Raw genomic sequence first — 26,108 nt, 5'->3', positions numbered from 1 at the left:
AAACCCGTTTTTTTTATCCAATGCCGTTTGCTTATTCGATTATGCGTTTCTTGCATGATCGCGATTTTTCGCAAATCTGCGGTCGATTTGCGCAAGAACGCCCGCGATCGGTCATGCATCGCGTCCGCGAAAAATCGTGTTGTCGGGTGCGGGCCGGCCGCCGGACAGCCGTCCGACAGGCGCCGCAAGGTCGCCGTCAGCCCGCCGCCTTCAAGCGGCCACAATCAAGCGGCCACAATCAGGCGTCGGTATCGCGCAGCTCGTCGCGCACGACGTCCCACAGCGCCCGCACCAGCTTCTGGCGCGGATCGTCGCCCTGCAGCGCGAGCTTGTCGCAGTACAGCCGGATCTCCATCGTCAGCGTGAACGGATGCGCGCCGCCGCGCACCGACCGGTCGAGCCGGATCAGGCGGCCACCGGCAACCGAGTCCTCGACCGCGCTGTGCGGCAGGAACGCGACGCCGTGGCCCGCAAGCGCCATCGCCTTCAGCCCTTCGGCCATGTCGGTTTCATAGACGCGATCGAGGAACAGCCGGGTCGGCGCGTTCGCGACGATGACTTCCGTCATCCGGCCGAGATACGCGTTCGGCGTATACGACAGGTACGGCACGCGCGCGTCGGCGGTTCCGGGCAGCGTATAGCGCGGCCGGCCCGCTCGGCCGGGCGCCGAGAACGGGCTGATGGGCTCGCTGCCGAGGACCAGCATGTCGTAGCGCGCCGGGTCGAGCGCGACCGGATGGCTTGGATGGTGGTAACCCATCACGAGATCGCAGCCGCCCTCGACGAGCGACAGCACCGCGTCGTGCACGTTCAGCGCGCGCAACCGCGTGTGGACCTGGCCCATCTTCGCCTCGATCCGCTGCAGCCAGCGCGGGAAATACGTGAGCGACAGCGTGTGCGGAACCGCGAACTCGATCGTCGGCACCGGCGCGCCGACGTGGCCGCGCAACAGCGTCCGGGCCTCGTGCGCCTGCGACAGCATCGTCAGCGCCTGCTCGTAGAAGATCTGGCCGGCCTGCGTGAGGCGCGTCGGATAGACCGAACGATCGATCAGTTCGGTCGCGAGCCATGCCTCGAGCGCCTGGATGCGCCGCGAGAACGCCGGCTGCGACACGTGCCGCAGTTCGGCGGACCGGCTAAAGCTGCGCGTTTCCGCGAGCGAAACGAAGTCTTCGAGCCATTTCAGTTCCATGCAGGCGGGCGCGGCGGGCGGCGGTCGGGAAGAAGCCTGCATTCTACCGGCGGCCGGGCCCGGCCGGCGGCGCGGCGAGCGGCCCGGCGGCCCGCTGCGGACGGGCGCCGGCGCGGCGTTCACCCGCGACGGCACCCGCCGGCCGGCCGCGGCCGGGATCGTCCCGCGCCGATGGTAAAATACCGGATTCTCCTCCCCTCGCTTGCCCCGGCTTCAAGGCCCGCCCGATCATGTCCGACACTCGTCCCGATACGCTTTTCGCCCTCACCGCGCTCTCGCCCATCGACGGCCGCTACGCCAGCAAGACCGAAGCGCTGCGCGACTGGCTCTCCGAAGCCGCCTTCATGCGCCACCGCGTCACCGTCGAGGTGCACTGGCTGATCGCGCTGTCGCGCGCCGGCTTCGCGGAAGTCCCGCGCTTCTCCGACGCCGCCGAGCAGTTCCTGCTGCAGCTCGCCGAGCGCTTCACCGCGCACGACGCCGCACGCATCAAGGAAATCGAGCGCGTGACGAACCACGACGTGAAGGCCGTCGAATACTGGCTGAAGGAATCGGTGAAGGGCCAGGCCGAACTCGAGAAGGCGAGCGAATTCATCCACTTCGCGTGCACGTCCGAGGACATCAACAACACGTCGCACGGGATGATGCTCGCCGGCGCGCGCGAACACGTGATCGTGCCGGCGCTGCGCACGGTCTACCAGCGCCTCGTCGCGCTCGCACATGCGCACGCCGAACAGCCGATGCTGTCGCGCACGCACGGCCAGCCGGCCAGCCCGACGACGCTCGGCAAGGAACTCGCGAACGTCGCCGCGCGCCTCGCCCGTGCGATCGTTCGCATCGAGAAGGTCGAGATCCTCGGCAAGATGAACGGCGCGGTCGGCAACTTCAACGCGCACCTGTCCGCGTATCCGGAATTCGACTGGGAAGCGTTCTCGCGCGACGTGATCGAAAACCGCCTGAAGCTCACGTTCAACCCGTACACGATCCAGATCGAGCCGCACGACTACATGGCCGAGCTGTTCGACGCGGTCGCACGCGCGAACACGATCCTGCTCGACCTCGACCGTGACGTGTGGGGCTACATCTCGGTCGGCTACTTCAAGCAGAAGACGAAGGCCGGCGAAATCGGCTCGTCGACGATGCCGCACAAGGTCAACCCGATCGACTTCGAGAACTCGGAAGGCAACCTGGGCCTCGCGAACGCGACGCTGCGCCACCTCGCCGACAAGCTGCCGGTGTCGCGCTGGCAGCGCGACCTGACCGACTCGACGGTGCTGCGCAACATGGGCGTCGCGCTCGGCTACTCGCTGCTCGCGTACGACTCGCTGATCCGCGGCCTCGACAAGCTCGAAGTGAATCCGCAGCGCCTGAACGAAGATCTCGACAACTGCTGGGAAGTGCTCGCCGAGCCGGTGCAGACGGTGATGCGCCGCTACGGCATCGAGAACCCGTACGAGCAGCTGAAGGAACTGACGCGCGGCAAGGGCATCACGCGCGAAGCGCTGCAGCAGTTCGTCGGCACGCTCGCGATCCCGCAGGATGCGAAGGATCGCCTGCTCGAGATGACGCCCGCGTCGTACATCGGCAAGGCCGTCGAACTCGCGAAGCGGATCGCGTAAGCGCCGCCGTCGCCAGACGCGAAAAAGCCCGATGCGAGCGATCGCATCGGGCTTTTTTCCTTTCAGGCGCTCAGAACGAAATCATCCGGCCCGGGTTGAGCGCGCTCATCACGCTCATCGCCGCCTTCGCGGCCGGGATCGCGATCGGCGACAACTGACGGCCGAGCGGAATCGAGCGGTGGTCGATGCCGGTGAGCATCGAGAAATCGTCGTTGCGTCCGACGAAATCGTCGCAGATCGCCTTGCCGATCCGCACCGTTTGCGCGACGCCGTGGCCGCTCCAGCCCTGCACCATGTACATCGGCACGCGGCCGTCGGTCTTGCGGCTGTCGGTGGCGCCGTTCAGCGTGAAATCGCTGACGCCGCTCCAGCAGTAGTCGAGCGCGAACTGGCCGTCGACCTGCGGAAATACCGTGTTCAGCCGCGTCAGCAGATACGCGTTGACGTCGGGCTGCGCCCAGCAGCTGCCGGTACCCTGCCCGCCGAACAGCAGGCGGTTGCCGCGCACCGGCCGGTAGTAGTCGATCTGGAACTGCGTGTCGTACACGGGCATGCCGGCCGGCATCAGCGTCGCGACGTCGACGTCGAGCGGCGCCGTCACGCTCACGTAGGTAAAGAACGGCACGGTCGTCGCGGCGCCGTCGTCGAGCAGCCGGAACGTCGTGTTGTGCAGCGCGAGCACGACACCCTTGCGCGCGGTGATCGTGCCGCCCGGTGTCGTCGCGACGACGCCCGCCGGCGTGTCGTCAAGCTCGAGCACCTCGGTGCCCTCGAACAGCGCGCCACCGTTCAGCCGGAAGCCGTGCACGAGGCCGCGCACCAGCGCGAGCGGGTGAATCTGCCCGCCGATCGTGTCGATCGCCGCGCCGTGGTAGAGCCCCGAGCGCACGTATTCGTCATGCAGTTGATGGCGGCCGACGAGCGTCACGCCCGCGTCGCCGAGATGGCGGCGCGCATCCGCGCCGTCGAGCAGCGCGCTCATATGGCCCGGGTGGACCGCCGCCGTGATGTGGCCGCGCTTGCGGTCGAGATCGAGCGCGTAACGCGCGCCGATCGTATCAATCAGCCCCATCGATTCGGCCGATGCGAAGCGCCACAGCCGCTTCGCATCGTCGTGCGACAGGTGATCGATCATGTCGGCGGCTTCCCAGCGCGCGAGGCCGGGCGTGAGCTGACCGCCATTACGGCCCGATGCCGCCGAGCCGACGTGATGCTTGTCGACGAGAATCGTGTCGACGCCCGCTTCCGCGAGATGCAGCGCGGCCGACGCGCCGAGCAGCCCCGCGCCGATCACGAGCACGTCGCATACGGCGTCGTGCGCGAGCGGCGCGGTGTTCGCGTGGCGCGACAACGACGCCTCGTACCAGTTGGCCGGGCGCTCGCCGTCGTAACGGGCCGGGTCGCACCAGTTCCAGTTGTCTTTTTCGATGTTCAGTTGCGTTTGCTCGAAACGCGATTCGCCCTGGATCAGGGGTTGGTGATTGGAAGTCATGATTGCACTTGCATGGTCTTGGGCCACCTTCGAAGAGCCTGTTGGCTTTGCGTGTGGGGCAGCCGGTTCCACATGGGTGTCAACGAGAAAAGGGGCGCAATGGCCCGTGTTGACGGCGGGCACGCTTGTGCCGCCTGGATCCCGGACTGTGCGAAAGCACGTATTGAAAGGTGCCGGGACACCCAATTTCTACATCGCAGAAATAATTCTACAGTGTAGAATAAGCTTTCGTCAAGTTTACGGCCGGGCCTGCGCCGGCCACCAGTCCGCATCGATGAAAGACAAACCCGCCCAGGGCCCGCGCGGCCTCGACAAGGACGCGATCGTCGCGGCCGCGCTCGCGCTGCTCGAAGACGTCGGCGAAGCCGCATTCAGCGTGCGCAAGCTCGCGCAATCGGTCGGCTGCGACCCGATGAGCGTGCTGTACCACTTCAAGTCGAAGGACGGCCTGAGCCGCGCGATCGCGAACGCGCTGTCGCGCTCGCTCGTGCCGGTCGACGACGCGCTGCCGTGGCGCGACCGGCTGCGCGACCTCGCGCGCCAGTACCGCGCGCTCGCGCTGCGCCACCCTGCCGCGTTCGCGCTCCTGCAGCGCCACATGAGCACGGGGCCCGCCGATCTCGCGCACATCGAGGCCGTGCATCGCGCGCTGGTCGACGCCGGCATCCCGCGCGCGGCGCTGCCGGCCGTGTGCGTCGGCTGGTTTGCGAGCGTGATCGGGCTCGCCGCCGCCGAGGCCGGCGGGCTCACGCGGCCCGCGAACGACGTCGAGCTCGCGGAAATGCACGCGCTGTCCGACACCGAGCATCCGCTCGTCCGGTCGGCCGCGCCGCTCTATGCGCAGCTCGATCCGGCGGCCGTGCACGACACGATGCTCGACGTGCTGCTCGACGGCATCGCGAACCGCGCGCACGCGGCCTGACCGGCCGGCGGGCCGCCAACGAAAAAAGGCGCCCCGAAGGGCGCCTTTTTCATCACGTATTGCCGCGAACCACGCTCAGTGCGGATGCGCGCTGTCGATCTTCGTCATCACCTGATCGACGATCTGTTCGGGCGTCAGCTCGATGCTGACCACGATCGCTTCGTCCGGGCCCGGTTCCTCGAGCGTGTCGAGCTGGCTCTTCAGCAGCGACGGATCGAAGAAATGGCCGGTGCGGGTCTTCAGGCGCTCGTGCAACACCTCGAACGAACCCTGCAGATACACGAACCGCACGTCGGCGTCGGTGCCGCGCAGCACGTCGCGGTACGACCGCTTCAGCGACGAGCAGGTGAAGACGGCCGTCTCCCCCGCGCGCTGCTTTTCCTCGATGGCCGCGCGAATCGCGCGCAGCCACGGCCAGCGGTCGTCGTCGGTCAGCGGAATGCCGTGGTGCATCTTTTCCTTGTTCGCCGCGCTGTGAAACGCGTCGCCGTCGGTATAGCTGCACGACAGGCGTTCCGCCAGCATTTCGCCGATTCGCGACTTGCCCGCGCCCGACACGCCCATTGCGATCAGAATCATTGACTACCCCTTGTTACAAAACCAGGCTCAGCAGCAGCGTGAAGCTCAGACCAAGCACCGAGATGATGGTTTCGAGCAACGACCAGGTCTTGAACGTCTGACCGACCGTCATCCCGAAGTATTCCTTGATCAGCCAGAAGCCGCCGTCGTTCACGTGCGAGAAGATCAGCGAGCCCGAGCCCGTGGCGAGCACCAGCAGCTCCGGGCTGACCGTCGTGCCGGCCGCCGCCGCGATCGGCGCGACGATGCCGCAGGCCGTCGTCATCGCGACCGTCGCCGAGCCCGTCGCGAGACGCATCAGCGCCGCGACGAACCAGCCGAGCAGCAGCGGCGACAGGTGCGCGTGCTTCGCGGTCTCGACGATCTGCTGCGAGATCCCGCTGTCGCGCAGGACGCCGCCGAAGCCGCCGCCCGCGCCGACGATCAGCGTGATCCCGGCGATCGGCGCCAGGCACTCGCTGCAGAACTTCTGGATCTGGTCGCGGTTGAAGCCCTGCTTCGCGCCGAACGTCCAGAAGCTGACCAGCACCGCGATCAGCAGCGCGACGTCCGAGTTGCCGGCAAAGCGCAGCAGGTTGTTCGGCAGCGACTTCGGCGTGAACAGCAGGTCGGCCCAGCTGCCGACGAGCATCAGCACGACGGGCAGCAGGATCGTGAACAGCGTGATGCCGAAGCTCGGCAGTTCGCGCTTGCGGCCATCCGTGTGCGAATCGACGAACTGCGCGGCGAGCGGGTTGTGTTCCGGCAGCTTCACGAACTTCGAGATCATCAGCGCGAACATCGGGCCCGCGATGATCGCGGTCGGCACGCCGACGAGCAGGCCGAACGCGATGGTCTTGCCGATATCGGCGCCGTATTGCTGGACGGCCAGCAGCGCGGCCGGGTGCGGCGGAATCAGGCCGTGCACGACGGACAGGCCGGCCACCATCGGCAGGCCGACGACGAGCAGCGACTTGCCGGTGCGCTTCGCGACGTTGAACGCGATCGGGATCAGCAGCACGAAGCCGACTTCGAAGAACACCGGCAGGCCGACGATGATCGCGACGAACATCATCGCCCAGTGGATGTTCTTTTCCCCGAACCAGTCGATCAGCGTGGTCGCGATCCGTTCGGCGCCGCCCGATTCGGCCATCATCTTGCCGAGCATCGTGCCGAGGCCGACGACGATCGCGATGTGGCCGAGCGTGCCACCGGTGCCCGTCTCGAACGACTTGACGATCTTGTCCATCGGCATGCCGACGACGAGACCGAGGCCGAGCGAAACGATGATCAGCACCAGGAACGGGTAGATCTTGTAGCGCGCGATCATCAGGATCAGCGCGGCAATCGCGATCAGCGTGAATACGAGCAGCATGCTGCCTTGGACAGCCCCCATGTGGCACTCCTCCTAGAATTGTTCGAACCGGGCGAGTCGTTGCGAGTATGCCCGGCTATGCAGGTCTCCGAAACACGGGAGGTCCCCCACCCGCCGTCAGGACGCTGAATTTTACTTATCTTTACGGTCCACGGATAGAACCGGTTCCATCAGCAAAAACCCTCGGTAAAACAAGCACTAAGCGCTTGTTCTCCGAGGGTCAGACTACCATTTCGTACAAGTCTTAGCGGGGCAGCTGGCTCGCGGCTTGCGCGAGGCGCGTGACTTCGGCCCAGTCCTGCGCGGCGAGCGCGGCCTTCGGCGTGAGCCACGAACCGCCGACGCAGACGACGTTCGGCAGCTTCAGGAAATTCGGCGCGCTCTCGACCGTGATGCCGCCCGTCGGGCAGAACTTCAGCGCCGGGAACGGGCCGTGGAACGCCTGCAGCATCGGCACGCCGCCCGCCTGCTGCGCGGGGAAGAATTTCACGATCTCGTAGCCGAATTCGAGCGCCTGGATGATGTCGCTCGGCGTCATCACGCCCGGCAGCAGCGGCAGGCCCGCGTCGAGCGACGCGAGGTGCAGGTCCTTCGTCAGGCCCGGCGACACGCCGAACTTCGCGCCCGCGCGTTTCGCCTGCGCGCAATGCTCGGGTTTCGTGATCGTGCCGACGCCGACGACGATGTCGTCCGCGAGCTGGCTCGCGCGCTGGATCGCTTCCAGGCCGGCCGGCGTGCGCAGCGTGATCTCGAGCACCTTCACGCCGCCCGCGTGCAATGCGCGCGACACCTGTTCGCCCTGCTCGACCGAGTCGAATGCGAGCACCGGAATCACCGGGCCCAGCTTCACGATTTCACCAATCGTCTTCATCGATAACACTCCTTGAAATTCATGCGGCGACGCGGACGGCCGTTTCGCCGACCAGCGTCCCGAAAACCGATGCGCCCTGCTCGGCCGGCGCCGCGGCCGCGCGGAACACGCCGAACAGTTCGCGCCCGAAACCGACTTCATTCTCGGCCTGGTGCTGCGGCTGCGCGACCGGGCGCGCGTGCCACTCGGCGTCGTCGACCTCGATGTCGAGCACGCCGGCTTCCGCGTCGATCACGAGCGTGTCGCCCGTCTTCACCTTGCCGAGCGGGCCGGCCAGCAGCGCCTCCGGCGACACGTGGATCACCGCCGGCACCTTGCCCGACGCGCCCGACATGCGGCCGTCGGTCACCAGCGCGACGTGGAAGCCCTGATCCTGCAGCACGCCGAGCAGCGGCGTCAAACGGTGCAGCTCGGGCATCCCGTTCGCGCGCGCGCCCTGGAAGCGCACCACCGCGACGAAATCGCGCTTCAGCTCGCCTCGATCGAATGCCGCCTGCACGGCTTCCTGCGAATCGAACACGATCGCGGGCGCCGTCACCTTGCGATGCTCGTGCGCGACCGCCGAGATCTTGATCACGCCGCGGCCGAGCCGGCCCTGCATCAGGCGCAGGCCACCGTCCGGCTGGAACGGGTCGCGGATGCCGCGCAGCACCTTCGGGTCGTGGCTCTCGGCCGCGCCGTCGACCCACGTCAGCTTGCCGTCGATCAGCTTCGGCTCCTTCGTGTAGTGCGACAGGCCCTTGCCGGCGACCGTCGTCACGTCCTCGTGCAACAGCCCGCCTTCGAGCAGGTTGCGCACCAGGAACGCGACGCCGCCGGCCGCGTGGAAATGGTTCACGTCGGCCTTGCCGTTCGGGTAGATCTTCGCGAGCAGCGGCACGACGGCCGACAGCTCGTCGAAATCGTTCCAGTCGATCAGCACGCCGGCCGCGCGCGCGATCGCGACGAGGTGCAGCGTGTGGTTGGTCGAGCCGCCCGTCGCGAGCAGCGCGACGATCCCGTTGACGATCGCCTTCTCGTCGATCACATGGCCGATCGGCGTGTAGTGGCCGCGCTCGACGGTCAGGTCGAGCACGCGGCGCGCGGCCTCGGCCGTCAGCGCGGTGCGCAGCGGCGTGTGCGGATGGACGAAGGCCGAACCCGGCAGGTGCAGCCCCATCAGCTCCATCAGCATCTGGTTGCTGTTCGCGGTGCCGTAGAACGTGCAGGTGCCGTGGCCGTGATACGCGGCCGATTCGGCTTCGAGCAGCGCGTCGCGGCCGACCTGGCCGGTCGCGAACTGCTGGCGGATCTTCGCCTTGTCGTCGTTCGACAGGCCGCTCGTCATCGGGCCGGCCGGCACGAAGATCGTCGGCAGGTGGCCGAACTGCAGCGCGCCGATCAGCAGGCCCGGCACGATCTTGTCGCAGATGCCGAGGCACAGCGCCGCGTCGAACATGTTGTGCGTGAGCGCGATCGCCGTGCCCATCGCGATCGCCTCGCGCGAGAACAGCGACAGTTCCATCCCCGGATTGCCCTGCGTGACACCGTCGCACATCGCCGGCACGCCGCCCGCGAATTGCGCGACACCGCCGTTCTCGCGCGCGGCGGCCTTGATGATCTCGGGGAAATCCTTGTACGGCGCGTGCGCGGACAGCATCTCGTTGTACGAGGACACGATGCCGATGTTCGGCTCGCGGATCGCCTTGATCGCGAACTTGTCGTTGCCCTCGAGGCCCGCGAAGCCGTGCGCGAGGTTCGCGCAGGACAGCGCGCCGCGCGCCGGGAACTTGCCCTGCGCGCCGTCGATGCGCTGCAGATAGGCGGAACGGGTCGATTGGCTGCGGGCGATCACGCGTTCGGTGACCTTCGCCAGAGTGGGGTGCAGCGACGTCATGCTGGGCGCTCCTGTATGCCGGCCGACACCGGCGGTTGGAATCGTGGGGACGGTCGAATGCATCGACAGAACGAAGTCAGTCTAGTAGAAAAACTACACGCATGCAATGCAGATCGATTCACGCACAACCCTTACTCCCGCCACCAGCAAGGCTTAACCTAGTGAAAACCCTAATTCCTTCCACCCACACCACCACGAAAGAGCAATGATGTAGCTAGTATTTTTATGTAGATTTTCTACAATTCGATTGCGATACACTCGCTCATCCGAACCCGATTACCGCCTGCCGTCCCATGCTGCCTCGCATTGAAGCGATCCGCGCCGAGTTGCGCCCGTCCGAGCGCAAGCTCGCCGACTACATCCTCGCCGCGCCGCGCGAGGTGCTCGACCTCGCGATGACCGAGCTGTCGACGCGCGCGGGCGTCAGCCAGCCGACGATCGCGCGCTTCTGCCAGGCGCTCGGCTGCAGCGGCTTTCGCGAATTCAAGATCCGGCTCGCGCAGAGCGTCGCGCCGGGCGTGTCGTCGGTGTACCGCGACGTCGAGCCCGACGAACCGGCGCCCGGCATCATCGGCAAGGTGTTCGACCGCACGATCGGCGCGCTGATCGAGGTGCGCAACAGCTTGTCCGCGGGCAGCGTCGCCGATGCGATCGCGCTGCTGTCGAACGCGTCGCGCATCGAGTTCTACGGCGCCGGCGGCTCGGGCATCGCCGCTCAGGACATTCAGCACAAGTTCTTCCGGCTCGGCGTGCCGAGCGTCGCGTATTCGGATCCGCACACGTTCTCGATGTCGTCGGCGCTGCTCGGGCCGCACGACGTCGTGGTCGCGATCTCGAACACCGGCCGCACGCGCGACATCGTCGACGCCGCGCGCTCCGCGCTCGCGTGCGGCGCGCAGGTCGTTGCGATCACGCAGAGCCATTCGCCGCTCGCGAAGCTCGCGACGGTCAGCCTCGCATCGAACGTCGCCGAGGAAACGGACGTGTTCTCGCCGATGACGTCGCGGATGTCGCATCTCGCGATCGGCGACATCCTCGCGGTCGGCGTCGCGCTGTCGCGCGGCCCCGCGCTGATGGAACGGGTCGGCCGCGCGAAGGAAGCGATCACGCGCCGCCGGATCGACGACGGCACGAAGGACTGAAAATGAACCCGCGCGTAAACGACAAACGGCGCCCCGCGGGGCGCCGTTGCGCATGGATCGACGCCGGCAGCACCTAGCCGGCAACACCGCTCAAAACGGCTTGATCACGACCAGCGCGACCGCCGCGAGCATGCCGAGCACCGGCAGCTCGTTGAACACGCGATACCACTTGTCGGTGCGGCGGTTCTCGCCGCGCTCGAACACCCGCAGCAGGTGCCCGCAGTACGCGTGATAGATGACGAGCAGCAGCACGACCGTCACCTTCGCATGGATCCAGCCCTGCCCCTGCCCGATGCCGATCACGAGCCAGAGCCACAGCCCGCAGGCCAGCGCCGGCACCGCGATCATCGTCATGAAGCGGAACAGCTTGCGCGCCATCAGCAGCAGGCGCCGCACCGCGGCCGGATCGGTCTCCATGGCCAGGTTCACGTAGATGCGCGGCAGGTAGAACAACCCCGCGAACCACGCGGCGATCAGAATGATATGGAACGTCTTGACCCAGAGCATTGCCATCGGTTGTGCGCCTCGCTTTACTGGCGGCCTTCGCCGTGTCCGAGCACGACGTACTTCAGCGACGTCAGCCCTTCCAGGCCGACGGGGCCGCGCGCGTGCAGCTTGTCGTTCGAGATGCCGATTTCCGCGCCGAGGCCGAATTCGAAGCCGTCCGCGAAGCGCGTCGACGCGTTGACCATCACGCTCGCCGAATCGACCTCGCGCAGGAACCGCATCGCGCGGTCGTGATCCTCGGTGACGATCGCATCCGTGTGATGCGAGCCGTAATGGTTGATGTGCTCGATCGCGGCGTCGAGGCCGTCGACGACCTTGATCGCGAGCACCGGCGCGAGATATTCGGTGTGCCAGTCTTCCTCGGTCGCATCGACGAGCGGCCCGACGCCCGCATCGGCAAGCACCGTGCGCGCGGCCGCATCGACGCGCAGCTCGACCTGCTTGTCGCGATACAGCTTGCCGAGCGGCGGCAGCAGCGTCGCCGCGATGCCGCTCGCGACCAGCAGCGTCTCCATCGTGTTGCAGGTGCCGTAGCGGTGCGTCTTCGCGTTGTCGCAGACGGTCAGCGCCTTGTCGAGATCGGCGCGATCGTCGACGTACACGTGGCAGATGCCGTCGAGGTGCTTGATCATCGGTACGCGCGCCTCGTTGATCAGGCGCTCGATCAGGCTCTTGCCGCCGCGCGGCACGATCACGTCGACGTAGTCGGTCATCGTGATCAGCTTGCCGACCGCCGCGCGATCAGCCGTCGCGACGACCTGCACCGCATCCTGCGGCAGGCCGGCCGCCTCGAGACCTTCGCCGATCAGCTTCGCGAGCGCCGCGTTCGATTCGAGCGCTTCGGAACCGCCGCGCAGGATCGTCGCGTTGCCCGACTTCAGGCACAGCGCGGCCGCGTCGATCGTCACGTTCGGGCGCGATTCGTAGATGATGCCGATCACGCCGAGCGGCACGCGCATCTGGCCGACCTGGATCCCGCTCGGGCGGAACTTGAGGTTGCCGATCTCGCCGATCGGATCGGCCAGCGACGCGACCTGGCGCAAGCCCTCGACCATCGTCTTCAGTGCCTTGTCCGACAGCGTCAGACGGTCGATGAACGCCGCATCGTGCCCCTTTTCACGGGCGCGGGCGACATCGCGTGCATTCGCCTCCTTCAGCGCCTGCGCGTCGCGTTCGATCGCGCGGGCCACGGCGTCGAGCGCCGCGTTCTTCGCGGCCGTGCTGGCGCGCGCCATCGCGCGGGAAGCGTGCCGGGCGCGGCGGCCCAGGTCGGTCATGTACTGATCGATATCCATCGTGTGACTCGAGAAGCGAGCCGCGCTGGGCGGCATGAATTCGTGGGGAAGCATGTGGGGCGGCGGCCGGATGGCCGCCCCGACCATCGAAGCATTGTAAGCGGGTTGCGCAGTGCGCGCTGACGGCCCGGAGGGACTTAACGCCGCACGCGACCCGCGGTCGGCGGTCGTTCGCCGCGTGCGCCCGCAACCGTCATCGCGAGCTGGAACAGCCCGTCCCACGGATCGGGCGGCGGCTCGTCCTGCGTGCGGCGGCCCGGCATGACGGCCGTGAGCCCCTTGACCTGCCGGTCGAGCTTCGCGGCAAACGCGAGCGCCTTCTCGAGCGCGGGTGCCGACACGCGGTTCAGCGCGGGGCCGATCAACCGCTCGCGCGGCCCCCACACGCGGTTCTCGCGCAGCAGCGTCGCCAACGGCTTGCCGGCGTCCGCACCGCGCTTGATCCGCAGCAGCGTGCGCAACTCCTCGACGACGGCCCACATCACGAGCACGATCGCCTCGCCCTCGCCCTTCAGCCCGTCGATCATCCGCGCGAGCCGCGCGGCGTCGCCGGCGAGCATCGCTTCGTTCAGCTTAAAGACGTCGTAGCGCGCGACGTTCAGCACCGCGTCGTGCACCTGCTCGAACGACAGCGCGCCTTGCGGATACAGCAGCCCGAGCTTCTGGATTTCCTGGTGCGCGGCGAGCAGGTTGCCCTCGACGCGCTCCGCGATGAACTGCAGCGCGCGCCGCCCGTCCTCGCCGGGCGCGGCGCGCTGGCCCTGCAACGCGAGACGCTGGCCGATCCAGTTCGGCAGTTGCGCGCGATCGACCGGATCGATCTTCAGCGCGACGCCGCTGTTCTGCAGCGCGGTAAACCACGCGGATTTCTGCGTGGCCGCGTCGAGGCGCGGCAACGTGACGAGCATCAGCGCATCGGGGTTGGGCGTGGCCGCGAGCGTCTTCAGCGCATCGGCGCCTTCCTTGCCGGGCTTGCCCGATGGAATGCGCAGCTCGATCAGTTGGCGCTCGCCGAACAGCGACATCGCCTGGGTCGCGCCGAGCAGCACGCTCCAGTCGAAGCCGCGCTCGACCGTATGCACCGATCGCTCGGTGAAGCCGGCCGCGCGCGCGGCCGCACGAATGCGGTCGCACGCTTCCTGCGCGAGCAGCGGCTCGTCGCCGTAGACGGTATAGAGCCCGGCCAACCCCTTCGCGAGGTGCGGCTCCAGCGCATCAAGTCGCAATTGCATCGGTGCGTGCGCCGTCGATCAGAGCGGCGGCGGCGGCAGCGGTGCGCGCGGCGAGACGCCCGGCACCACGTCTTCCGGCGCCGGCGTCAGCGAGTGGACGATCGCGAGACGCCGCATCAGCTGATCGACCGCATCGTTCTGCATGTTGCCATACAGGATGTCGGCTTCTTGCGCCTTCGCGTTCGTGTACTGGTCGCTGTACGTCATCGCGCGGTTCAGCGCGATCGCGCTCGGCGGGATCAGCACGGTGCCGTCCTTGCTCGTCAGCGTGTAGTTCAGCGTATAGAACAGCGCGTACTCCTGCACCGAGCCGAGCTTGTTGAGCGTCAGCGTGTTCTGGCCACGCGACTCCCACATGCGCAGCACGGCGTCGGCGTCGTCCGCCGACTTGACGATCTTCGTGTCGCTGCCGGCCTCGACGAGGCGCGTCAGCCGCGCCTCGACAGGCGCCGGCGCGCCGGCCACCAACAGGTGCTTGAACGCGTAGTCCTGCTGGCCGCGCAGCTGGAAGCCGCATGCCGACAGCGCGACCGCGCTGCCGACGAGCATCAAAAACGATCTGCGGATCACCTTCGCTCCTTCTGTGTACGTCCGACGGCCGGCGGCCGTCAGACGACGATGTTCACGAGGCGGCCCGGCACGACGACGATCTTCTTCGCCGGCTTGCCGTCGCTGAACTTCGCGAACGCGTCGTCGGCCACCGCCGCGGCTTCGATCGCCTCGCGGCTCGCGTCCTTCGCGACCTTCAGCGCACCGCGCACCTTGCCGTTCACCTGCAGCACGAGTTCGATCTCGGCCTGCTCGAGCGCAGCCTCGTCGACCTTCGGCCACGGCGCATCGAGCAGCGTACCGAATTCGTCCGCGTAGCCGAGCGTCTTCCACAGCTCGAACGTGACATGCGGCACGACCGGGTACAGCACGCGCAGCAGCACGCCGTACGTCTCGCGCAACACGCCGGGCGTCGCGCCCTTCGCGCCGTCGATCGCGTTCAGCATCTTCATCGCGGCCGACACAACCGTGTTGTACTGCAGGCGCTGGTAGTCGAAATCGGCCTGCTTCAGCACGCTGTAGATCTCGCGGCGCAGCGCCTTGTCGGCTTCACCGAGCGCGGCCGCATCGAAGCCCGCGCGCGCGGCGAGCGCTTCGTTGTTGCCGTAGCCGAAGCTCCACACGCGGCGCAGGAAGCGGCTCGCGCCCTCGACGCCCGCGCCCGACCACTCGAGCTGCTGCTCGGGCGGCGCGGCGAACATCGTGAACAGGCGCGCGGTATCGGCGCCGTACAGGTCGATCAGCACCTGCGGATCGACGCCGTTGTTCTTCGACTTCGACATCTTCTCGATGCCGCCGAGCACGACCGGCTCGCCGTCCGTGTTCAGCGTCGCGCCGACCGGGCGGCCCTTGTCGTCGTGCGTGACCGTCACGTCGGCCGGGTTGTACCAGGTCTTCTTGCCCGATGCGTCTTCGCGGTAGAACGTCTCGTTCAGCACCATCCCCTGCGTGAGCAGGTTCTTCGCCGGCTCGCCGAACTTCACGAGGCCGAGGTCGCGCATCACCTTGGTCCAGAAGCGCGAGTACAGCAGGTGCAGGATCGCGTGCTCGATGCCGCCGATGTACTGGTCCATCGGCATCCAGTAATCGGTGCGCGCGTCGACCATGGTCTCGGCGTCCGGCGCCGTGTAGCGCGAGAAGTACCACGACGAATCGACGAAGGTATCCATCGTGTCGGTTTCGCGCTTCGCGGCCGCGCCGCACTTCGGGCACGTGCAGTTCAGGAACGCTTCCGACTTCGCGAGCGGGTTGCCCGAGCCGTCCGGCACGAGATCTTCCGGCAGCACGACCGGCAGGTCCTGCTCCGGCACCGGCACGTCGCCGCACGACGGGCAGTGGATGATCGGGATCGGCGTGCCCCAGTAGCGCTGGCGCGACACGCCCCAGTCGCGCAGGCGCCACGTGACCTGCTTGTCGCCGAAGCCGCCGGCGTTCAGGTCGGCCGCCACCGCGTCGACCGCGTCCGCATAACGCAGGCCGTCGTACTTGCCGCTGTTCACGCAGACCGCGGTTTCCTTGTCGCCGTACCACTCCTGCCAGGCGTCGAGCGAGTAAGCCTGGCCCTCGGCCGAGATCACCTGCTTGATCGGCAGGTCGTATTTCTTCGCGAACGCGAAATCGCGCTCGTCGTGGCCCGGCACGCCCATCACCGCGCCTTCGCCATAGCTCATCAGCACGTAGTTGCCGATCCACACCTCGACCGGCTCACCCGTCAGCGGATGCTTGACCGAGAAGCCCGTCGCGACGCCCTTCTTCTCCATCGTCGCGACGTCGGCCTCGGCGACGCCGCCGCGCTTGCATTCGTCGATGAACGCCAGCAGCTCGGGCTTGTCCTGCGCGAGGCGCGTGGCGAGCGGGTGCTCGGCCGCGATCGCGCAGAACGTGACGCCCATGATCGTGTCGGCGCGCGTCGTGAACACGCGCAGCAGCTTCTGCTCGCCGTCGAGTTCGTACGGGAAACCGAAGTTCACGCCGAAGCTCTTGCCGATCCAGTTCTGCTGCATGATCTTCACGCGCTCGGGCCAGCCGAGGCCGTCGAGATCGTTCAGCAGCTCATCCGCGTACTGCGTGATCCGCAGGTAGTACATCGGGATCTCGCGCTTTTCGACGAGCGCGCCCGAACGCCAGCCGCGGCCGTCGATCACCTGCTCGTTCGCGAGCACGGTCTGGTCGACCGGGTCCCAGTTCACGGTGCCCGTCTTCTTGTACGCGATGCCCTTCTCGAGCATCTTCAGGAACAGCCACTGGTTCCACTTGTAGTAGTCGGGCTTGCACGTCGCGATTTCGCGCGACCAGTCGATCGCGAGACCCATCGACTGCATCTGGCCCTTCATGTAGTCGATGTTGTCGTAGGTCCACTTCGCGGGCGGCACGCCGTTCGCCATCGCGGCGTTCTCGGCCGGCATCCCGAACGCGTCCCAGCCCATCGGCATCAGCGTGTTGTAGCCGTTCATCCGCAGATAGCGGTACATCACGTCGTTGATCGTGTAGTTACGCACGTGACCCATGTGCAGCTTGCCGGACGGGTACGGCAGCATCGACACGCAGTAGAACTTCGGCTTCTGCGAATCTTCCTTCGTCTTGTAGGCATCGGCTGCGCGCCAGTCGCCCTGGGCGGCGGCTTCGACGTCGGCGGGTACGTATCTCTCGTGCATGGTGTGGTTCGGACTAGGCTTTAAGCGGCGCGACGGCTCGCGCGCAGGTGTGGATCGAAAATCGCGCTTGCCCGGCGCGGGAACAGGCTGGCGGTTTCCAGGCCCGACCGCGGTTGCCGGCAGAACCCGGAACGCCCGGACGAGCTCCGGATGACCAGGGAAACCCTGCAGACCGGGAAAAACGTCGATTATACCGCCCGCGCCGGCCCGCACGGCCGGTCTCGCGGGCTTGGGCCCTCAACACGACGAGGTGTCAGGGTTTCGCGCCGGCGGCGCCCGCCGGCGGCGGCATGTCGGTCACGAAGCCGATCCGCGTGAGGCCCGCGGCCTGCGCGGCCCCCATCACCTGCGCGATCACGTCGTAGCGGGTCGCGCGCGACGCGCGCAGCCGCAGCTCGGGCGGCGCGGCGCCCGCGGCGGCGGCCCGGAAGCGCGCCGGCAGCGCGTCGAGCGCGACGGGCGCATCGTCCCAGTACAGCTTGCCCGCGTCGTCGATCGACAGCGTGACGGATTGCGGCGTGTCGCGCGCGACGCTGGCCGCGACCTTGGGCAGGTCGAGCCGGATCGCATGCGTCATCAACGGCGCGGTAATGATGAAGATAACGAGCAGCACGAGCATCACGTCGATCAGCGGAGTCATGTTGATCTCCGCCATCGGCGCGGACGTCTTGTGGTGCTCGAGTCCGCCGAATGCCATGGTTGCTCCTCCGGGATGGGCGCGTCAGGCTTCCTGCGCGCACACGAACACGTGCAGGTCGCGCGCGAAGCCGTCGAGTTCCTCGGCGAGCTGCCGCACGAGCCGCCCGAGGATGTTGTAGGCCAGCACCGCCGGAATCGCGACGACGAGCCCGAACGCGGTCATGATCAGCGCCTCGCCGACCGGCCCCGCGACGTTCTCGATCTGCGCCTGCCCGCTCGCGGCGATGCTGCCGAGCGCATGGTAGATGCCCCACACGGTGCCGAGCAGCCCGACGAACGGCGCGGTGCTGCCGATCGACGCGAGCAGCACCTGGCCGAATTCGAGACGCCGCTGCGAGCGCAGCATCGCGTGGCGCAACGCGCGCAGCACGCGTTCGTTGCGTTCGACGCGCGCGGCCAGCGCGGCCGGGTCGTGGTCGTCGGCCGCATCGCGCGCGGCTTCGGCGAGCGGCACGAACACGCGCTCGCGATCGGCGCCGGCGAGCGCGGCAATGCCCGCGTCGAGCGACGGCGCGCGCCAGAATGCGGCGAGCGCACGCGGCCCCTGCCGCTTCGCGCGGACCAGCAGCCAGGCTTTCATGAAGAGGAAGCACCAGCTGGCGACGGACATCGCCAGCAGCACATAGGCGACGGCGTGCGTGATCGCATCGCCGCTTTCGAGGTAGTGGACAACGCCGGTGGGAATCGCCATCGGAGTTTCCCCGTTGTGTCAGCGCAGGCCGAGCACGTCCTGCATGTCGAACAGGCCGGCGCCGCGCGCCGACAGGAAGCGGACCGCGCGCAGCGCGCCCTGCGCGTACGACACGCGGCTCGACGATTTGTGCGTGATCTCGATGCGCTCGCCGATCCCGGCGAACAGCACGGTGTGATCACCGACGATGTCGCCGCCGCGCACCGCGGCAAAGCCGATCGACGACGGATCGCGCTCGCCCGTCACGCCGTGGCGGCCGTACACCGCGCAATCGTCGAGCGAGCGGCCGAGCGCGCCGGCGACGGCTTCGCCCATCATCAGCGCGGTGCCCGACGGCGCATCGACCTTGTGGCGGTGATGCGCCTCGATGATCTCGATGTCGTAGCCGTGCGAGAAATGCTTCGCCGCGAATTCGAGCAACTTCAGCGTGACGTTCACGCCGACGCTCATGTTCGCCGCGAACACGATGCCGATCTTGCCGGCCGCGGCCTGCAGTTCGGCCTTCTGCTCGGCGGTGAAGCCGGTCGTGCCGATCACGAGCTTCACGTCGTGGCGCAGCGCGGCCTCGATGTGCGCGATCGTGCCTTCCGGACGCGTGAAATCGATCAGGTAGTCGGCCTGCGCGAATACGGCGTCGAGGTCGTCGGTCAGCTTGATCCCGGTTTCCCTGCCGAGGAACGCGCCCGCGTCCTGGCCGAGGAACGGCGAATCGGCGCGATCGAGCGCGCCGACGAGCTGTGCATCGGGATCGTTGAGAACGGCTTCGATCAGCATCCGGCCCATACGGCCCGATGCGCCGGCAATCGCAATCTTCATGGCTTTCTACACGACAGGTCTAAAGGCGGGCGGCACATGCCGCCCTGTTTCCGCTTGCCGGCCGCTTACTGCGACTGGGCCGGCGCGGTGATCGGCTGGTTCTGCAGCGTGTCCGAGCCTTGCGGGCCGACCGGCGGCGCCGCCTCGTTCGACACGTTCGGCTGCGGCGGACGATGGAACTGGAACTGCGGCTGGATCGCCGGCACCGCGCCCGGCGGCTGGCCGCCCGGCACCGGCGCACCGCCGGCAGCCTGCGTGGACGGCGCGAAACGGCGCGCGTTCGAGCCCTGACCCGACACCTGGTTGGTCGCGCGGTTTGCCGCGCGGGCAGCCTGCGCGTTCGCATCCTGGTCGACCACCGCGCCGGATGCCGGCACGACGGACGGGCTGGCGACGGTATCCGGTGCCGGCGCGCTCGCCGCTTGCGCAGCGCTCGCGGCAGCCGCCTCGGAAGCGGCCCTCGCCGCCGCGGCTGCCTTCGCCTTCTTGCCGCCGCGGTCGCCGTCGATGTCGGCCAGCAGGTCGAGCTCGGACGGCAGGTTGTCGGCGCCGGTCCAGCCCCCGAGGCGATCGCCCGCGAAGGTCACGACGAGATCGCGCTGCTGGACGACTGCCGTCGAGCCGCGCTTGAAGTAGAAGAGGTAATCCCAGCGGTCGGCGTGGAACATGTCCGCCAGCAGCGGCGTGCCGAGCAACGCGCGCACCTGCTCGCGCGTCATGCCGACCTGCAGTTGCGCGGCTTTCTCCTGCGATACGAAGTTGCCCTGCACGACGGTGATCCGATAGGGCGTGATGCTCTGCGCGATGCGCTGCGTCACGCTGTCGTACGACGAACAACCAGCCAGCGCCGCAACGGCGGCGGCAGCGATGATGGCACTCCGCATGCGACTCCTCTGAAAGTGCGAAAGCGATTCTGGGATCATTTCCTTCACCGTGCTGGCCCGTATGCAGGCCGCGCGTGTTTCTGGAACGGCGAAAAGCCGGTAACATTGAAGCCCTGCATTGTACTCTAGGGATGCCTAGCCATGACCAATCCGACGGATCTCAAGAATATTGGGCTCAAGGCCACCCTACCGCGCCTCAAGATTCTCGAGATCTTCCAGCAGAGTCCGGTGCGCCACCTGACGGCCGAAGACGTCTACCGCAACCTGCTCAACGAGCAGCTCGACATCGGGCTCGCCACCGTCTACCGCGTGCTCACGCAGTTCGAGCAGGCCGGCCTGCTCACGCGCAGCAACTTCGAATCCGGCAAGGCCGTGTTCGAATTGAACGAAGGTTCGCACCACGACCACCTCGTGTGCCTCGATTGCGGCCGCGTCGAGGAATTCTTCGACGCCGAGATCGAGGGCCGCCAGCAGGCCATCGCGAAGGAGCGCGGCTTCCGGCTCCAGGAACACTCGCTCGCGATGTACGGTTCCTGCACCACCGAGAACTGCCCGCACCGCAAGCACTAAAGCGCGCGACCCGCGCACGCAGCACGGCCCGGCCGGCATTTCGCCGCCCGGGCCGTGTTCTTTTCGGGGTTGTGCCGCGCGCCGCGCGCGGACCGGTTCGGAACGCTTACGAAAGCCCTTCGGCCGTCTCGCGCCGCCCGCGCCCGGAACCCGGCGCCGGCTGCGCGTCGCGTCAGGCCGTGCTCGCGCAGGCTGGTTCGAACTCGAGCGCCCACGCGACGTCGAGCGGGATCTCGTCGCAATTCGGCTGCGAGCCGCCGCGATCGACGATCACGAAATCGCTGACCGCGTCGAGCGCGAGCAGCGGATGGTGCCAGACGCCCTTCGCATAATTCACGCCCTGCCAGCCTTCGGCCAGGAACGCGCGCATCGCGTCAGGCCGGAATTCGCCGGCCGGTGCGACGACGATCGCGTAGCGCGACACGGCCGCGAGCGGGATGAAAGCCTGGCTGCCGTGCGGATGGCGCTCCATCAGCGTGATGGCGACCGGCAGCGCGCGCGGCTGCGCGCGAAACACGCTGACGAGCGGCCGGCCGCCGTCCGCGCACACGTCGATGGTCGCGAGATCGTGGAAACGTTCGGTCGTGCCGCCGTTGATCGGGAAATGCCGCGCGCCTTCGAGCGCGATCACGTCGCCGAACGGCGCGAACGCTTCGCGGGTCAAGCGCTCGACGCGCAGGATGTGTGGTCCGCTCATGCCGTTACCCTCCTTCAAGCCGGCTCGCCCCACAGACGCAGGCGCGACACGCCGCCATCCGGGAAGATGTTGAAACGCACGTGCGTGACGGGGCCGAGCGCCGCGAGCTGGTCGAACGTATGCACGTGGTCCATCGACAGCTTCTGCTCGCCGAGCAGTTCGGCCCAGAACATCGCCTGCGTGACGAGCGAATCGTCGGTGCCGCCCGCGACCCGCGCGGCCTGCAGCGAGCAGCGGTCGGGGAAGTTGCCCTTGAAGAACGCCGTATCGACCTCGACGCGCCGGATGATGCCCGGCCGCGCGAGCGCGACGATCGCCCAGTCGTTGCCGGGCTCGCGGCGGCGCCGCGTTTCCCAGCCGTCGCCCATGTTCGCGCCGCGCCCCGGCATCAGCATCTGCGATGCCGGGCCGAAGTGCTGGTTGTTCGCGGCCACGAGATGACCGCCGTTCTCGATCGCCGCGAGATCGACGAGCTCGCCGGCCGGCACGTCGCGCCAGTCGCGCTGCGGCTGGCCGTACACGCGCAGCCGCGCCAGCCCGCCGTCCGGATACAGGTTCACGCGCAGGTGCGTGACCGGCTGCGCGTCGTCGACGCTCACGTAGTGATGCGAATTGCCTTGCAACGTCGTCGCGGGGACGATCGTGCGCCACTCGGCATCGTCGGGCGGCGTGTCGCCGTCGGCACTGCACGCTTCTATCGACGCGGCCGGCGGGAAATTGCCGGTGAAGTGGCTCGTGTCGAGATCGACGCCGTGGATCACGCCCGGCCGCGCGAGGCGGACCACGCAGAAGTCGTGGCCGGTCGTGCGCTTGCGGCGCGTTTCCCAGCCGTCCATCCACTTGCCGTGGTCGTCGTACTTGCCGGGAATGAACACGGCCGGCTCGGGATTCAGCATGCGCTCCTTCGGCGCGAAGAATTCGTCGCTGGCGAAGAGCGCCTGCGCACCGAGGCGCGGGTCGGCGAGGTTCATGTAACGCCGCGTAAACGCCGGCGCGTTCGGATCGAGGATGGGGGCTGCCATGTCGTCTCCAGATTAGTGTGAAGCGCCGGCGCATCGAGGCGCCGGGCGCATGTAAATCGATCGCGCGGGACTACCGGGGCCGAAGCCGACCCGCGCGATAAGCGGCGCTCAGAGCGCGTGAGCCTGGTCGCCGGCGACCGGCGCCGTGCGGCCTTCCTCTTCGGCCGGCACGTAGCGCAGCTCGCGGTTCAGCACGCGTGTCGCGCGGGCGCGGTCGATATCGTTCTCCCACACCGCGACGACGACCGTCGCGACGCAGTTGCCGATCAGGTTGGTCAGCGCGCGGGCGATGCCGACGAACCAGTCGACCGGCAGGATCAGCACGAGGCCGAGCACCGGAATCGCCGGAATCGCCGACAGCGTCGCCGCGAGAATCACGATCGCCGAACCCGGGATGCCGTGCGCGCCCTTCGACGTGACCAGCGACACGAGCAGCACGACGATCAAGTCATGCGTCGACAGCGGCGTGTTGGTGGCCTGCGCGATGAACAGCACGGCGAGCGTCAGGTAGATCGAGAAGCCGTCGAGGTTGAACGAATAGCCGGTCGGGATCACGAGGCCGACCGTCGAATCCTTGACGCCCATGTATTCGAGCTTGCGCATCACCTGCGGCAGCACCGCATCCGACGACGCCGTGCCGAGCACGATCGACAGTTCCTCGCGCAGGTAGCGGATCAGCTTGAACACCGAGAAACCCGCGAGTCGCATCACGATGCCGAGCACGACCGTGACGAACACGAAGCAGCTCAGGTAGAACACGGCGACCAGGTAGCCGAGCTGCTTGAGCGACGCGACGCCGTACTTGCCGGTCGTGAACGCGATCGCACCGAGCACGCCGAGCGGCGCGAGCTTGATGATGAAGCCGATGATCCGGAAGAACACGTGCGACAGTTCCTCGATCAGCGAGTTGACGCGCTGCGCCTTGTCGCCGAGCAGCGACAGCGCGGAGCCGAACAGCACCGCGAACACGAGGATCTGCAGGATGTCGCCCTTCGCGAACGCGTCGATCGCGGTCTCGGGGATGATCTTCATCAGGTAGCCGGCCGTGTCCTTCAGGCTTTCGGCGTTCTTCGCGTACGACGTGAGCGACGACGCGTCGAGCGAGCGCAGGTCGATGTTCATCCCGACGCCCGGGCGCGTGAGCCACGCGAGGACGAGGCCGATGCCGAGCGCGAGCGTCGTCATGATCTCGAAGTAGATGACCGCCTTCAGGCCGACCCGGCCGACCTTCTTCAGGTCGCCCGCGTTGGCCATCCCGCTGACCACCACGCAGAACACGATCGGGCCGATGACCATCTTGATGAGCTTCAGGAAGCCGTCGCCAAGCGGTCGCAACGACTCGGCGAAATGCGGGAAGAACGCGCCTAGCGCGACCCCCAGGATCAATGCGACGACTACCCGGCCAAACAGCGAATTGAAGAATTTCGACACGGCGCTCTCCCGATCCAACGGTTGCAGTTTCGTCTGTTCATACTGGTAAGACCAGTGATGTTATGGAGGATAGTAGGAAGCCGATATAGTGGCGTCAAGGACGGACAAAATAGGGATTTCCCGCCCCCCTCCGCACGCGCCCGGTTGCCCCGAAAGCGTGCCTGATCGTGGCTTACCCGTAGGGCGGTCATGCACCGCGCATGTGCGGATTACAATGCCGGTCAGACCGGCCATCGTTCACATCATGAAAAATGTTCCGCATACCGTGACCGACGCCACCATCGCGACGATCCGCGACCGGATCGAGGCAGGCGTTTATCCGGTCGGCAGCCTGCTGCCGGCCCAGCGTCAGCTCTCCGAGGAGCTGGAGATCAGCCGCGCGTCGCTGCGCGAGGCGCTGTCGACGCTCGAGGCGCTCGGGATGCTGCGCATCCGCGCGGGCAAGGGCGTGTACGTCGAAAGCGCGCAGGCAACGGCCGCGCATGCATGGCGGTTCGCCGAGCAATCGTCGCCGCCCGACACGTACCAGATGCGCTATGCGCTCGAAGGGTTTGCCGCGCGGATGGCCGCGCACGTCGTCAGCGATGACGACATCGCGTGGTTCGAGGACAACCTCGCCGACCTGCACGTCGCGCTGACCGAAAGCGCGCTCGACGCGGCATCGCAGCTCGACTTCGACTTCCACATGCGGATCATCCATCTCGCCGGCAACGCGGCGATCGAATCGGTCCTGCGCAGCAGCGCGGACATCATGAAGGAAAGCCAGCGCATGCCGTTCTACCGGCGCGAGCTGCTGCTGTCGACGTGGCACGAGCACCGCGCGATCGTCGACGCGCTGATCGCGCGCGACGCGGCCGCCGCGGGCACCGCGATCGAAACGCACATCGCGAACGCCGCGCAGCGCGCGGGCATCTTCTTCCCGACACCGGGCGCGTAACGCGCCCGGGCCGCCGCCCGGTCGTACCGGTCAACCTCCCGACGGATCGCGATACGCGAGCGCGCGCTCGATGAACGCGCGCGCCGCGACGCTGCGGTATGCGCCCTTGCGCGTCAGCAGCGCGGCCGTGCGGGTCGGCAGCGGCGGATCGATCTCCAGCGCGCACAGGCCGGCGCTTTCACGCGCGACCGCATCGGGCAGCACCGTCGCGAGCCGGCCGCAGCGCACGAGCTCCAGCACCGCGCTGATCGTATTCGTCTCGATCGCGATCAACGGCCGCGCGCCATGCTCGATGAAATAGCGGTCGATGCTCTCGCGCGTCGCGAACGCGCGGCTCAGCAGCACCAGCGGCTCGCCGCTCAGCTCGGCCGGTGTTAGCGCGCGGCGCCGCCGCGCAAGGCGGTGCGTGCGGCCCGTCACGAGCGCGAGCGGTTCGTCCCATAGCGGCAGCGCGTCGATATCCGGCGCGCGTGGCGGCACGAACGCGAAGCCCGCGTCGAGCCGGTCGTCGGCGAGCAAAGCCTCGATGCGCTCCTGCGGCATCGCGTCGATCGTCAATGCGACGTTCGGATAATCGGCATGAAACGCGTCGATCAGCGAGCCGCTCAGGTAGGCCGCGAAGGTCGGCATCATCGCGAGCCGCAGCGAGCCGCTGCCGAGATCGGCGACGTCATGCAGCGCGCGCTGCCCCGTATCGAGTTCGTGCAGCGCGGCGCGCGCGTGGCGCGCATAGACCTCGCCGAATTCGGTGAGCTGCACCGTGCGGCCCGAGCGGTCGAACAGCTGCACGCCGAGCGTTTCCTCGAGCTGGCGGATCTGCTGCGACAGCGTCGGCTGCGACACGTGCAGCGCGTCGGCCGCACGCGTGAAACTGCGCTGCTCGGCGACGGCCAGGAAATAGCGGATATGGCGGAGAAGCATCGCGGCCAATGTATTGGTTTTACCAATGGATACCATAACGATCCAGTCTTGGACGCTATGGTTCGATTCCCGCATGATACGCACATCCGTTCCGCTGCACCGCGCCTGGCCGCACCGGAACGGCACGCCCGGGCCCGCCTGCCCTCGCCCGCCGCA

At 67.6% G+C, this 26,108-nt stretch carries 24 protein-coding genes; 5 read left to right on the top strand and 19 right to left on the bottom strand.

The features are described 5' to 3' along the window. Window positions 1–238: 238 nt before the first annotated feature. Window positions 239–1,192, bottom strand: coding sequence for a LysR substrate-binding domain-containing protein (locus H3H55_RS03055; protein WP_048251213.1), 954 nt, complete (start codon window positions 1,190–1,192; stop codon window positions 239–241). 230 nt (window positions 1,193–1,422) lie between these two features. Here H3H55_RS03055 and purB point away from each other — a divergent pair, with 230 nt between their 5' ends. Then, window positions 1,423–2,811: an adenylosuccinate lyase gene (purB, locus tag H3H55_RS03050; protein ID WP_048251211.1), complete on the top strand. Its 1,389-nt coding sequence runs from the start codon at window positions 1,423–1,425 to the stop codon at window positions 2,809–2,811. 70 nt (window positions 2,812–2,881) lie between these two features. Here purB and H3H55_RS03045 read toward each other — a convergent pair whose 3' ends face one another. Continuing rightward, window positions 2,882–4,303: an NAD(P)/FAD-dependent oxidoreductase gene (locus H3H55_RS03045; protein ID WP_193097631.1), complete on the bottom strand. Its 1,422-nt coding sequence runs from the start codon at window positions 4,301–4,303 to the stop codon at window positions 2,882–2,884. Between the two features lie 274 nt (window positions 4,304–4,577). Between H3H55_RS03045 and H3H55_RS03040 the strand changes: the two genes are divergently transcribed. Next, window positions 4,578–5,225, top strand: coding sequence for a TetR/AcrR family transcriptional regulator (locus H3H55_RS03040; protein ID WP_193097630.1), 648 nt, complete (start codon window positions 4,578–4,580; stop codon window positions 5,223–5,225). A gap of 75 nt (window positions 5,226–5,300) precedes the next feature. Here H3H55_RS03040 and H3H55_RS03035 read toward each other — a convergent pair whose 3' ends face one another. The 4 genes from H3H55_RS03035 to edd all read right to left on the bottom strand — a co-directional run bounded on the left by H3H55_RS03035 (window position 5,301) and on the right by edd (window position 9,905). Next, window positions 5,301–5,804, bottom strand: a complete 504-nt coding sequence (locus H3H55_RS03035) for a gluconokinase (RefSeq protein ID WP_193097629.1) — start codon at window positions 5,802–5,804, stop codon at window positions 5,301–5,303. A gap of 13 nt (window positions 5,805–5,817) precedes the next feature. Further along, window positions 5,818–7,179 (bottom strand): GntP family permease, encoded by a 1,362-nt coding sequence (locus H3H55_RS03030; protein WP_048251207.1) that lies wholly within the window; start codon window positions 7,177–7,179, stop codon window positions 5,818–5,820. Between the two features lie 223 nt (window positions 7,180–7,402). Continuing rightward, the gene (gene eda / locus H3H55_RS03025) at window positions 7,403–8,029 is read right to left on the bottom strand and encodes a bifunctional 4-hydroxy-2-oxoglutarate aldolase/2-dehydro-3-deoxy-phosphogluconate aldolase (protein ID WP_048251206.1); all 627 of its coding nucleotides are present in this window, start codon (window positions 8,027–8,029) and stop codon (window positions 7,403–7,405) included. Window positions 8,030–8,048: 19 nt separating this feature from the next. Next, window positions 8,049–9,905, bottom strand: a complete 1,857-nt coding sequence (gene edd, locus H3H55_RS03020) for a phosphogluconate dehydratase (RefSeq protein WP_193097628.1) — start codon at window positions 9,903–9,905, stop codon at window positions 8,049–8,051. Between the two features lie 293 nt (window positions 9,906–10,198). Here edd and H3H55_RS03015 point away from each other — a divergent pair, with 293 nt between their 5' ends. Continuing rightward, window positions 10,199–11,047 (top strand): MurR/RpiR family transcriptional regulator, encoded by an 849-nt coding sequence (locus H3H55_RS03015; protein ID WP_193097627.1) that lies wholly within the window; start codon window positions 10,199–10,201, stop codon window positions 11,045–11,047. Between the two features lie 90 nt (window positions 11,048–11,137). On the opposite strand, the gene H3H55_RS03010 is transcribed toward H3H55_RS03015, so the two are convergent. The 9 genes from H3H55_RS03010 to bamE form a co-directional block, all read right to left on the bottom strand. Next, a complete protein-coding gene (locus tag H3H55_RS03010; RefSeq protein WP_193097626.1) occupies window positions 11,138–11,560 on the bottom strand; it encodes a CopD family protein in 423 nt (140 codons plus the stop codon). Window positions 11,561–11,577: 17 nt separating this feature from the next. Then, window positions 11,578–12,849, bottom strand: a complete 1,272-nt coding sequence (locus H3H55_RS03005) for a glutamate-5-semialdehyde dehydrogenase (RefSeq protein ID WP_193097625.1) — start codon at window positions 12,847–12,849, stop codon at window positions 11,578–11,580. Window positions 12,850–12,986: 137 nt separating this feature from the next. Continuing rightward, entirely contained in the window at window positions 12,987–14,081 is a 1,095-nt protein-coding gene (holA, locus tag H3H55_RS03000) for a DNA polymerase III subunit delta (RefSeq protein WP_193097624.1), read from the bottom strand. 18 nt (window positions 14,082–14,099) lie between these two features. Then, window positions 14,100–14,651 carry an LPS assembly lipoprotein LptE gene (lptE, locus tag H3H55_RS02995; protein WP_193097623.1) on the bottom strand — a complete coding sequence of 184 codons (552 nt, stop codon included), beginning with the start codon at window positions 14,649–14,651 and terminating at the stop codon, window positions 14,100–14,102. Window positions 14,652–14,689: 38 nt separating this feature from the next. Next, window positions 14,690–17,284 (bottom strand): leucine--tRNA ligase, encoded by a 2,595-nt coding sequence (leuS, locus tag H3H55_RS02990; protein WP_193097622.1) that lies wholly within the window; start codon window positions 17,282–17,284, stop codon window positions 14,690–14,692. 253 nt (window positions 17,285–17,537) lie between these two features. Next, window positions 17,538–17,981, bottom strand: coding sequence for an ExbD/TolR family protein (locus H3H55_RS02985; protein ID WP_193097621.1), 444 nt, complete (start codon window positions 17,979–17,981; stop codon window positions 17,538–17,540). A 24-nt stretch (window positions 17,982–18,005) separates the two neighbouring features. After that, window positions 18,006–18,674, bottom strand: coding sequence for a MotA/TolQ/ExbB proton channel family protein (locus H3H55_RS02980; RefSeq protein WP_193097620.1), 669 nt, complete (start codon window positions 18,672–18,674; stop codon window positions 18,006–18,008). An 18-nt stretch (window positions 18,675–18,692) separates the two neighbouring features. Next, the gene (gene dapB, locus H3H55_RS02975) at window positions 18,693–19,490 is read right to left on the bottom strand and encodes a 4-hydroxy-tetrahydrodipicolinate reductase (protein WP_048251198.1); all 798 of its coding nucleotides are present in this window, start codon (window positions 19,488–19,490) and stop codon (window positions 18,693–18,695) included. A gap of 65 nt (window positions 19,491–19,555) precedes the next feature. Continuing rightward, window positions 19,556–20,374 carry an outer membrane protein assembly factor BamE gene (gene bamE / locus H3H55_RS02970; protein WP_193097619.1) on the bottom strand — a complete coding sequence of 273 codons (819 nt, stop codon included), beginning with the start codon at window positions 20,372–20,374 and terminating at the stop codon, window positions 19,556–19,558. Window positions 20,375–20,515: 141 nt separating this feature from the next. Between bamE and fur the strand changes: the two genes are divergently transcribed. Beyond that, complete coding sequence (gene fur / locus H3H55_RS02965; RefSeq protein ID WP_011350926.1) at window positions 20,516–20,944, top strand: ferric iron uptake transcriptional regulator; 429 nt, start codon at window positions 20,516–20,518, stop codon at window positions 20,942–20,944. A 172-nt stretch (window positions 20,945–21,116) separates the two neighbouring features. On the opposite strand, the gene H3H55_RS02960 is transcribed toward fur, so the two are convergent. From H3H55_RS02960 to H3H55_RS02950, 3 genes are all read right to left on the bottom strand, one after another. Beyond that, entirely contained in the window at window positions 21,117–21,641 is a 525-nt protein-coding gene (locus H3H55_RS02960; RefSeq protein ID WP_048251196.1) for an ureidoglycolate lyase, read from the bottom strand. Window positions 21,642–21,655: 14 nt separating this feature from the next. After that, entirely contained in the window at window positions 21,656–22,663 is a 1,008-nt protein-coding gene (gene alc, locus H3H55_RS02955; RefSeq protein ID WP_193097618.1) for an allantoicase, read from the bottom strand. Between the two features lie 108 nt (window positions 22,664–22,771). After that, window positions 22,772–24,094, bottom strand: a complete 1,323-nt coding sequence (locus H3H55_RS02950) for a C4-dicarboxylate transporter DctA (protein WP_048251228.1) — start codon at window positions 24,092–24,094, stop codon at window positions 22,772–22,774. 214 nt (window positions 24,095–24,308) lie between these two features. Here H3H55_RS02950 and H3H55_RS02945 point away from each other — a divergent pair, with 214 nt between their 5' ends. After that, window positions 24,309–25,031: a FadR/GntR family transcriptional regulator gene (locus H3H55_RS02945; protein WP_080971041.1), complete on the top strand. Its 723-nt coding sequence runs from the start codon at window positions 24,309–24,311 to the stop codon at window positions 25,029–25,031. A 30-nt stretch (window positions 25,032–25,061) separates the two neighbouring features. On the opposite strand, the gene cynR is transcribed toward H3H55_RS02945, so the two are convergent. Next, a complete protein-coding gene (cynR, locus tag H3H55_RS02940) occupies window positions 25,062–25,952 on the bottom strand; it encodes a transcriptional regulator CynR (protein WP_193097617.1) in 891 nt (296 codons plus the stop codon). Between the last annotated feature and the right edge of the window lie 156 nt (window positions 25,953–26,108).

This window comes from Burkholderia sp. Z1, from assembly GCF_014893795.1.
GTDB classification, from domain to species: domain Bacteria; phylum Pseudomonadota; class Gammaproteobacteria; order Burkholderiales; family Burkholderiaceae; genus Burkholderia; species Burkholderia theae.
Note: the sequence above shows the minus strand (reverse complement) of the source record. Positions and strands in the feature narration are given on the sequence as shown.

Bases quoted from the DNA above. Each gene is read 5' to 3' on its own strand.
- alc (WP_193097618.1), bottom strand. From the start codon at position 22,663: ATGGCAGCCCCCATCCTCGATCCGAACGCGCCGGCGTTTACGCGGCGT.
- dapB (WP_048251198.1), bottom strand. From the start codon at position 19,490: ATGAAGATTGCGATTGCCGGCGCATCGGGCCGTATGGGCCGGATGCTG.
- H3H55_RS03030 (WP_048251207.1), bottom strand. From the start codon at position 7,179: ATGGGGGCTGTCCAAGGCAGCATGCTGCTCGTATTCACGCTGATCGCG.
- holA (WP_193097624.1), bottom strand. From the start codon at position 14,081: ATGCAATTGCGACTTGATGCGCTGGAGCCGCACCTCGCGAAGGGGTTG.
- bamE (WP_193097619.1), bottom strand. From the start codon at position 20,374: ATGCGGAGTGCCATCATCGCTGCCGCCGCCGTTGCGGCGCTGGCTGGT.
- cynR (WP_193097617.1), bottom strand. From the start codon at position 25,952: ATGCTTCTCCGCCATATCCGCTATTTCCTGGCCGTCGCCGAGCAGCGC.
- H3H55_RS03045 (WP_193097631.1), bottom strand. From the start codon at position 4,303: ATGACTTCCAATCACCAACCCCTGATCCAGGGCGAATCGCGTTTCGAG.
- H3H55_RS03005 (WP_193097625.1), bottom strand. From the start codon at position 12,849: ATGGATATCGATCAGTACATGACCGACCTGGGCCGCCGCGCCCGGCAC.
- eda (WP_048251206.1), bottom strand. From the start codon at position 8,029: ATGAAGACGATTGGTGAAATCGTGAAGCTGGGCCCGGTGATTCCGGTG.
- purB (WP_048251211.1), top strand. From the start codon at position 1,423: ATGTCCGACACTCGTCCCGATACGCTTTTCGCCCTCACCGCGCTCTCG.
- H3H55_RS02985 (WP_193097621.1), bottom strand. From the start codon at position 17,981: ATGGCATTCGGCGGACTCGAGCACCACAAGACGTCCGCGCCGATGGCG.
- edd (WP_193097628.1), bottom strand. From the start codon at position 9,905: ATGACGTCGCTGCACCCCACTCTGGCGAAGGTCACCGAACGCGTGATC.
- H3H55_RS03040 (WP_193097630.1), top strand. From the start codon at position 4,578: ATGAAAGACAAACCCGCCCAGGGCCCGCGCGGCCTCGACAAGGACGCG.
- H3H55_RS03010 (WP_193097626.1), bottom strand. From the start codon at position 11,560: ATGGCAATGCTCTGGGTCAAGACGTTCCATATCATTCTGATCGCCGCG.
- leuS (WP_193097622.1), bottom strand. From the start codon at position 17,284: ATGCACGAGAGATACGTACCCGCCGACGTCGAAGCCGCCGCCCAGGGC.
- H3H55_RS03035 (WP_193097629.1), bottom strand. From the start codon at position 5,804: ATGATTCTGATCGCAATGGGCGTGTCGGGCGCGGGCAAGTCGCGAATC.
- fur (WP_011350926.1), top strand. From the start codon at position 20,516: ATGACCAATCCGACGGATCTCAAGAATATTGGGCTCAAGGCCACCCTA.
- H3H55_RS02960 (WP_048251196.1), bottom strand. From the start codon at position 21,641: ATGAGCGGACCACACATCCTGCGCGTCGAGCGCTTGACCCGCGAAGCG.
- H3H55_RS03055 (WP_048251213.1), bottom strand. From the start codon at position 1,192: ATGGAACTGAAATGGCTCGAAGACTTCGTTTCGCTCGCGGAAACGCGC.
- H3H55_RS02945 (WP_080971041.1), top strand. From the start codon at position 24,309: ATGCCGGTCAGACCGGCCATCGTTCACATCATGAAAAATGTTCCGCAT.
- H3H55_RS02980 (WP_193097620.1), bottom strand. From the start codon at position 18,674: ATGGCGATTCCCACCGGCGTTGTCCACTACCTCGAAAGCGGCGATGCG.
- H3H55_RS03015 (WP_193097627.1), top strand. From the start codon at position 10,199: ATGCTGCCTCGCATTGAAGCGATCCGCGCCGAGTTGCGCCCGTCCGAG.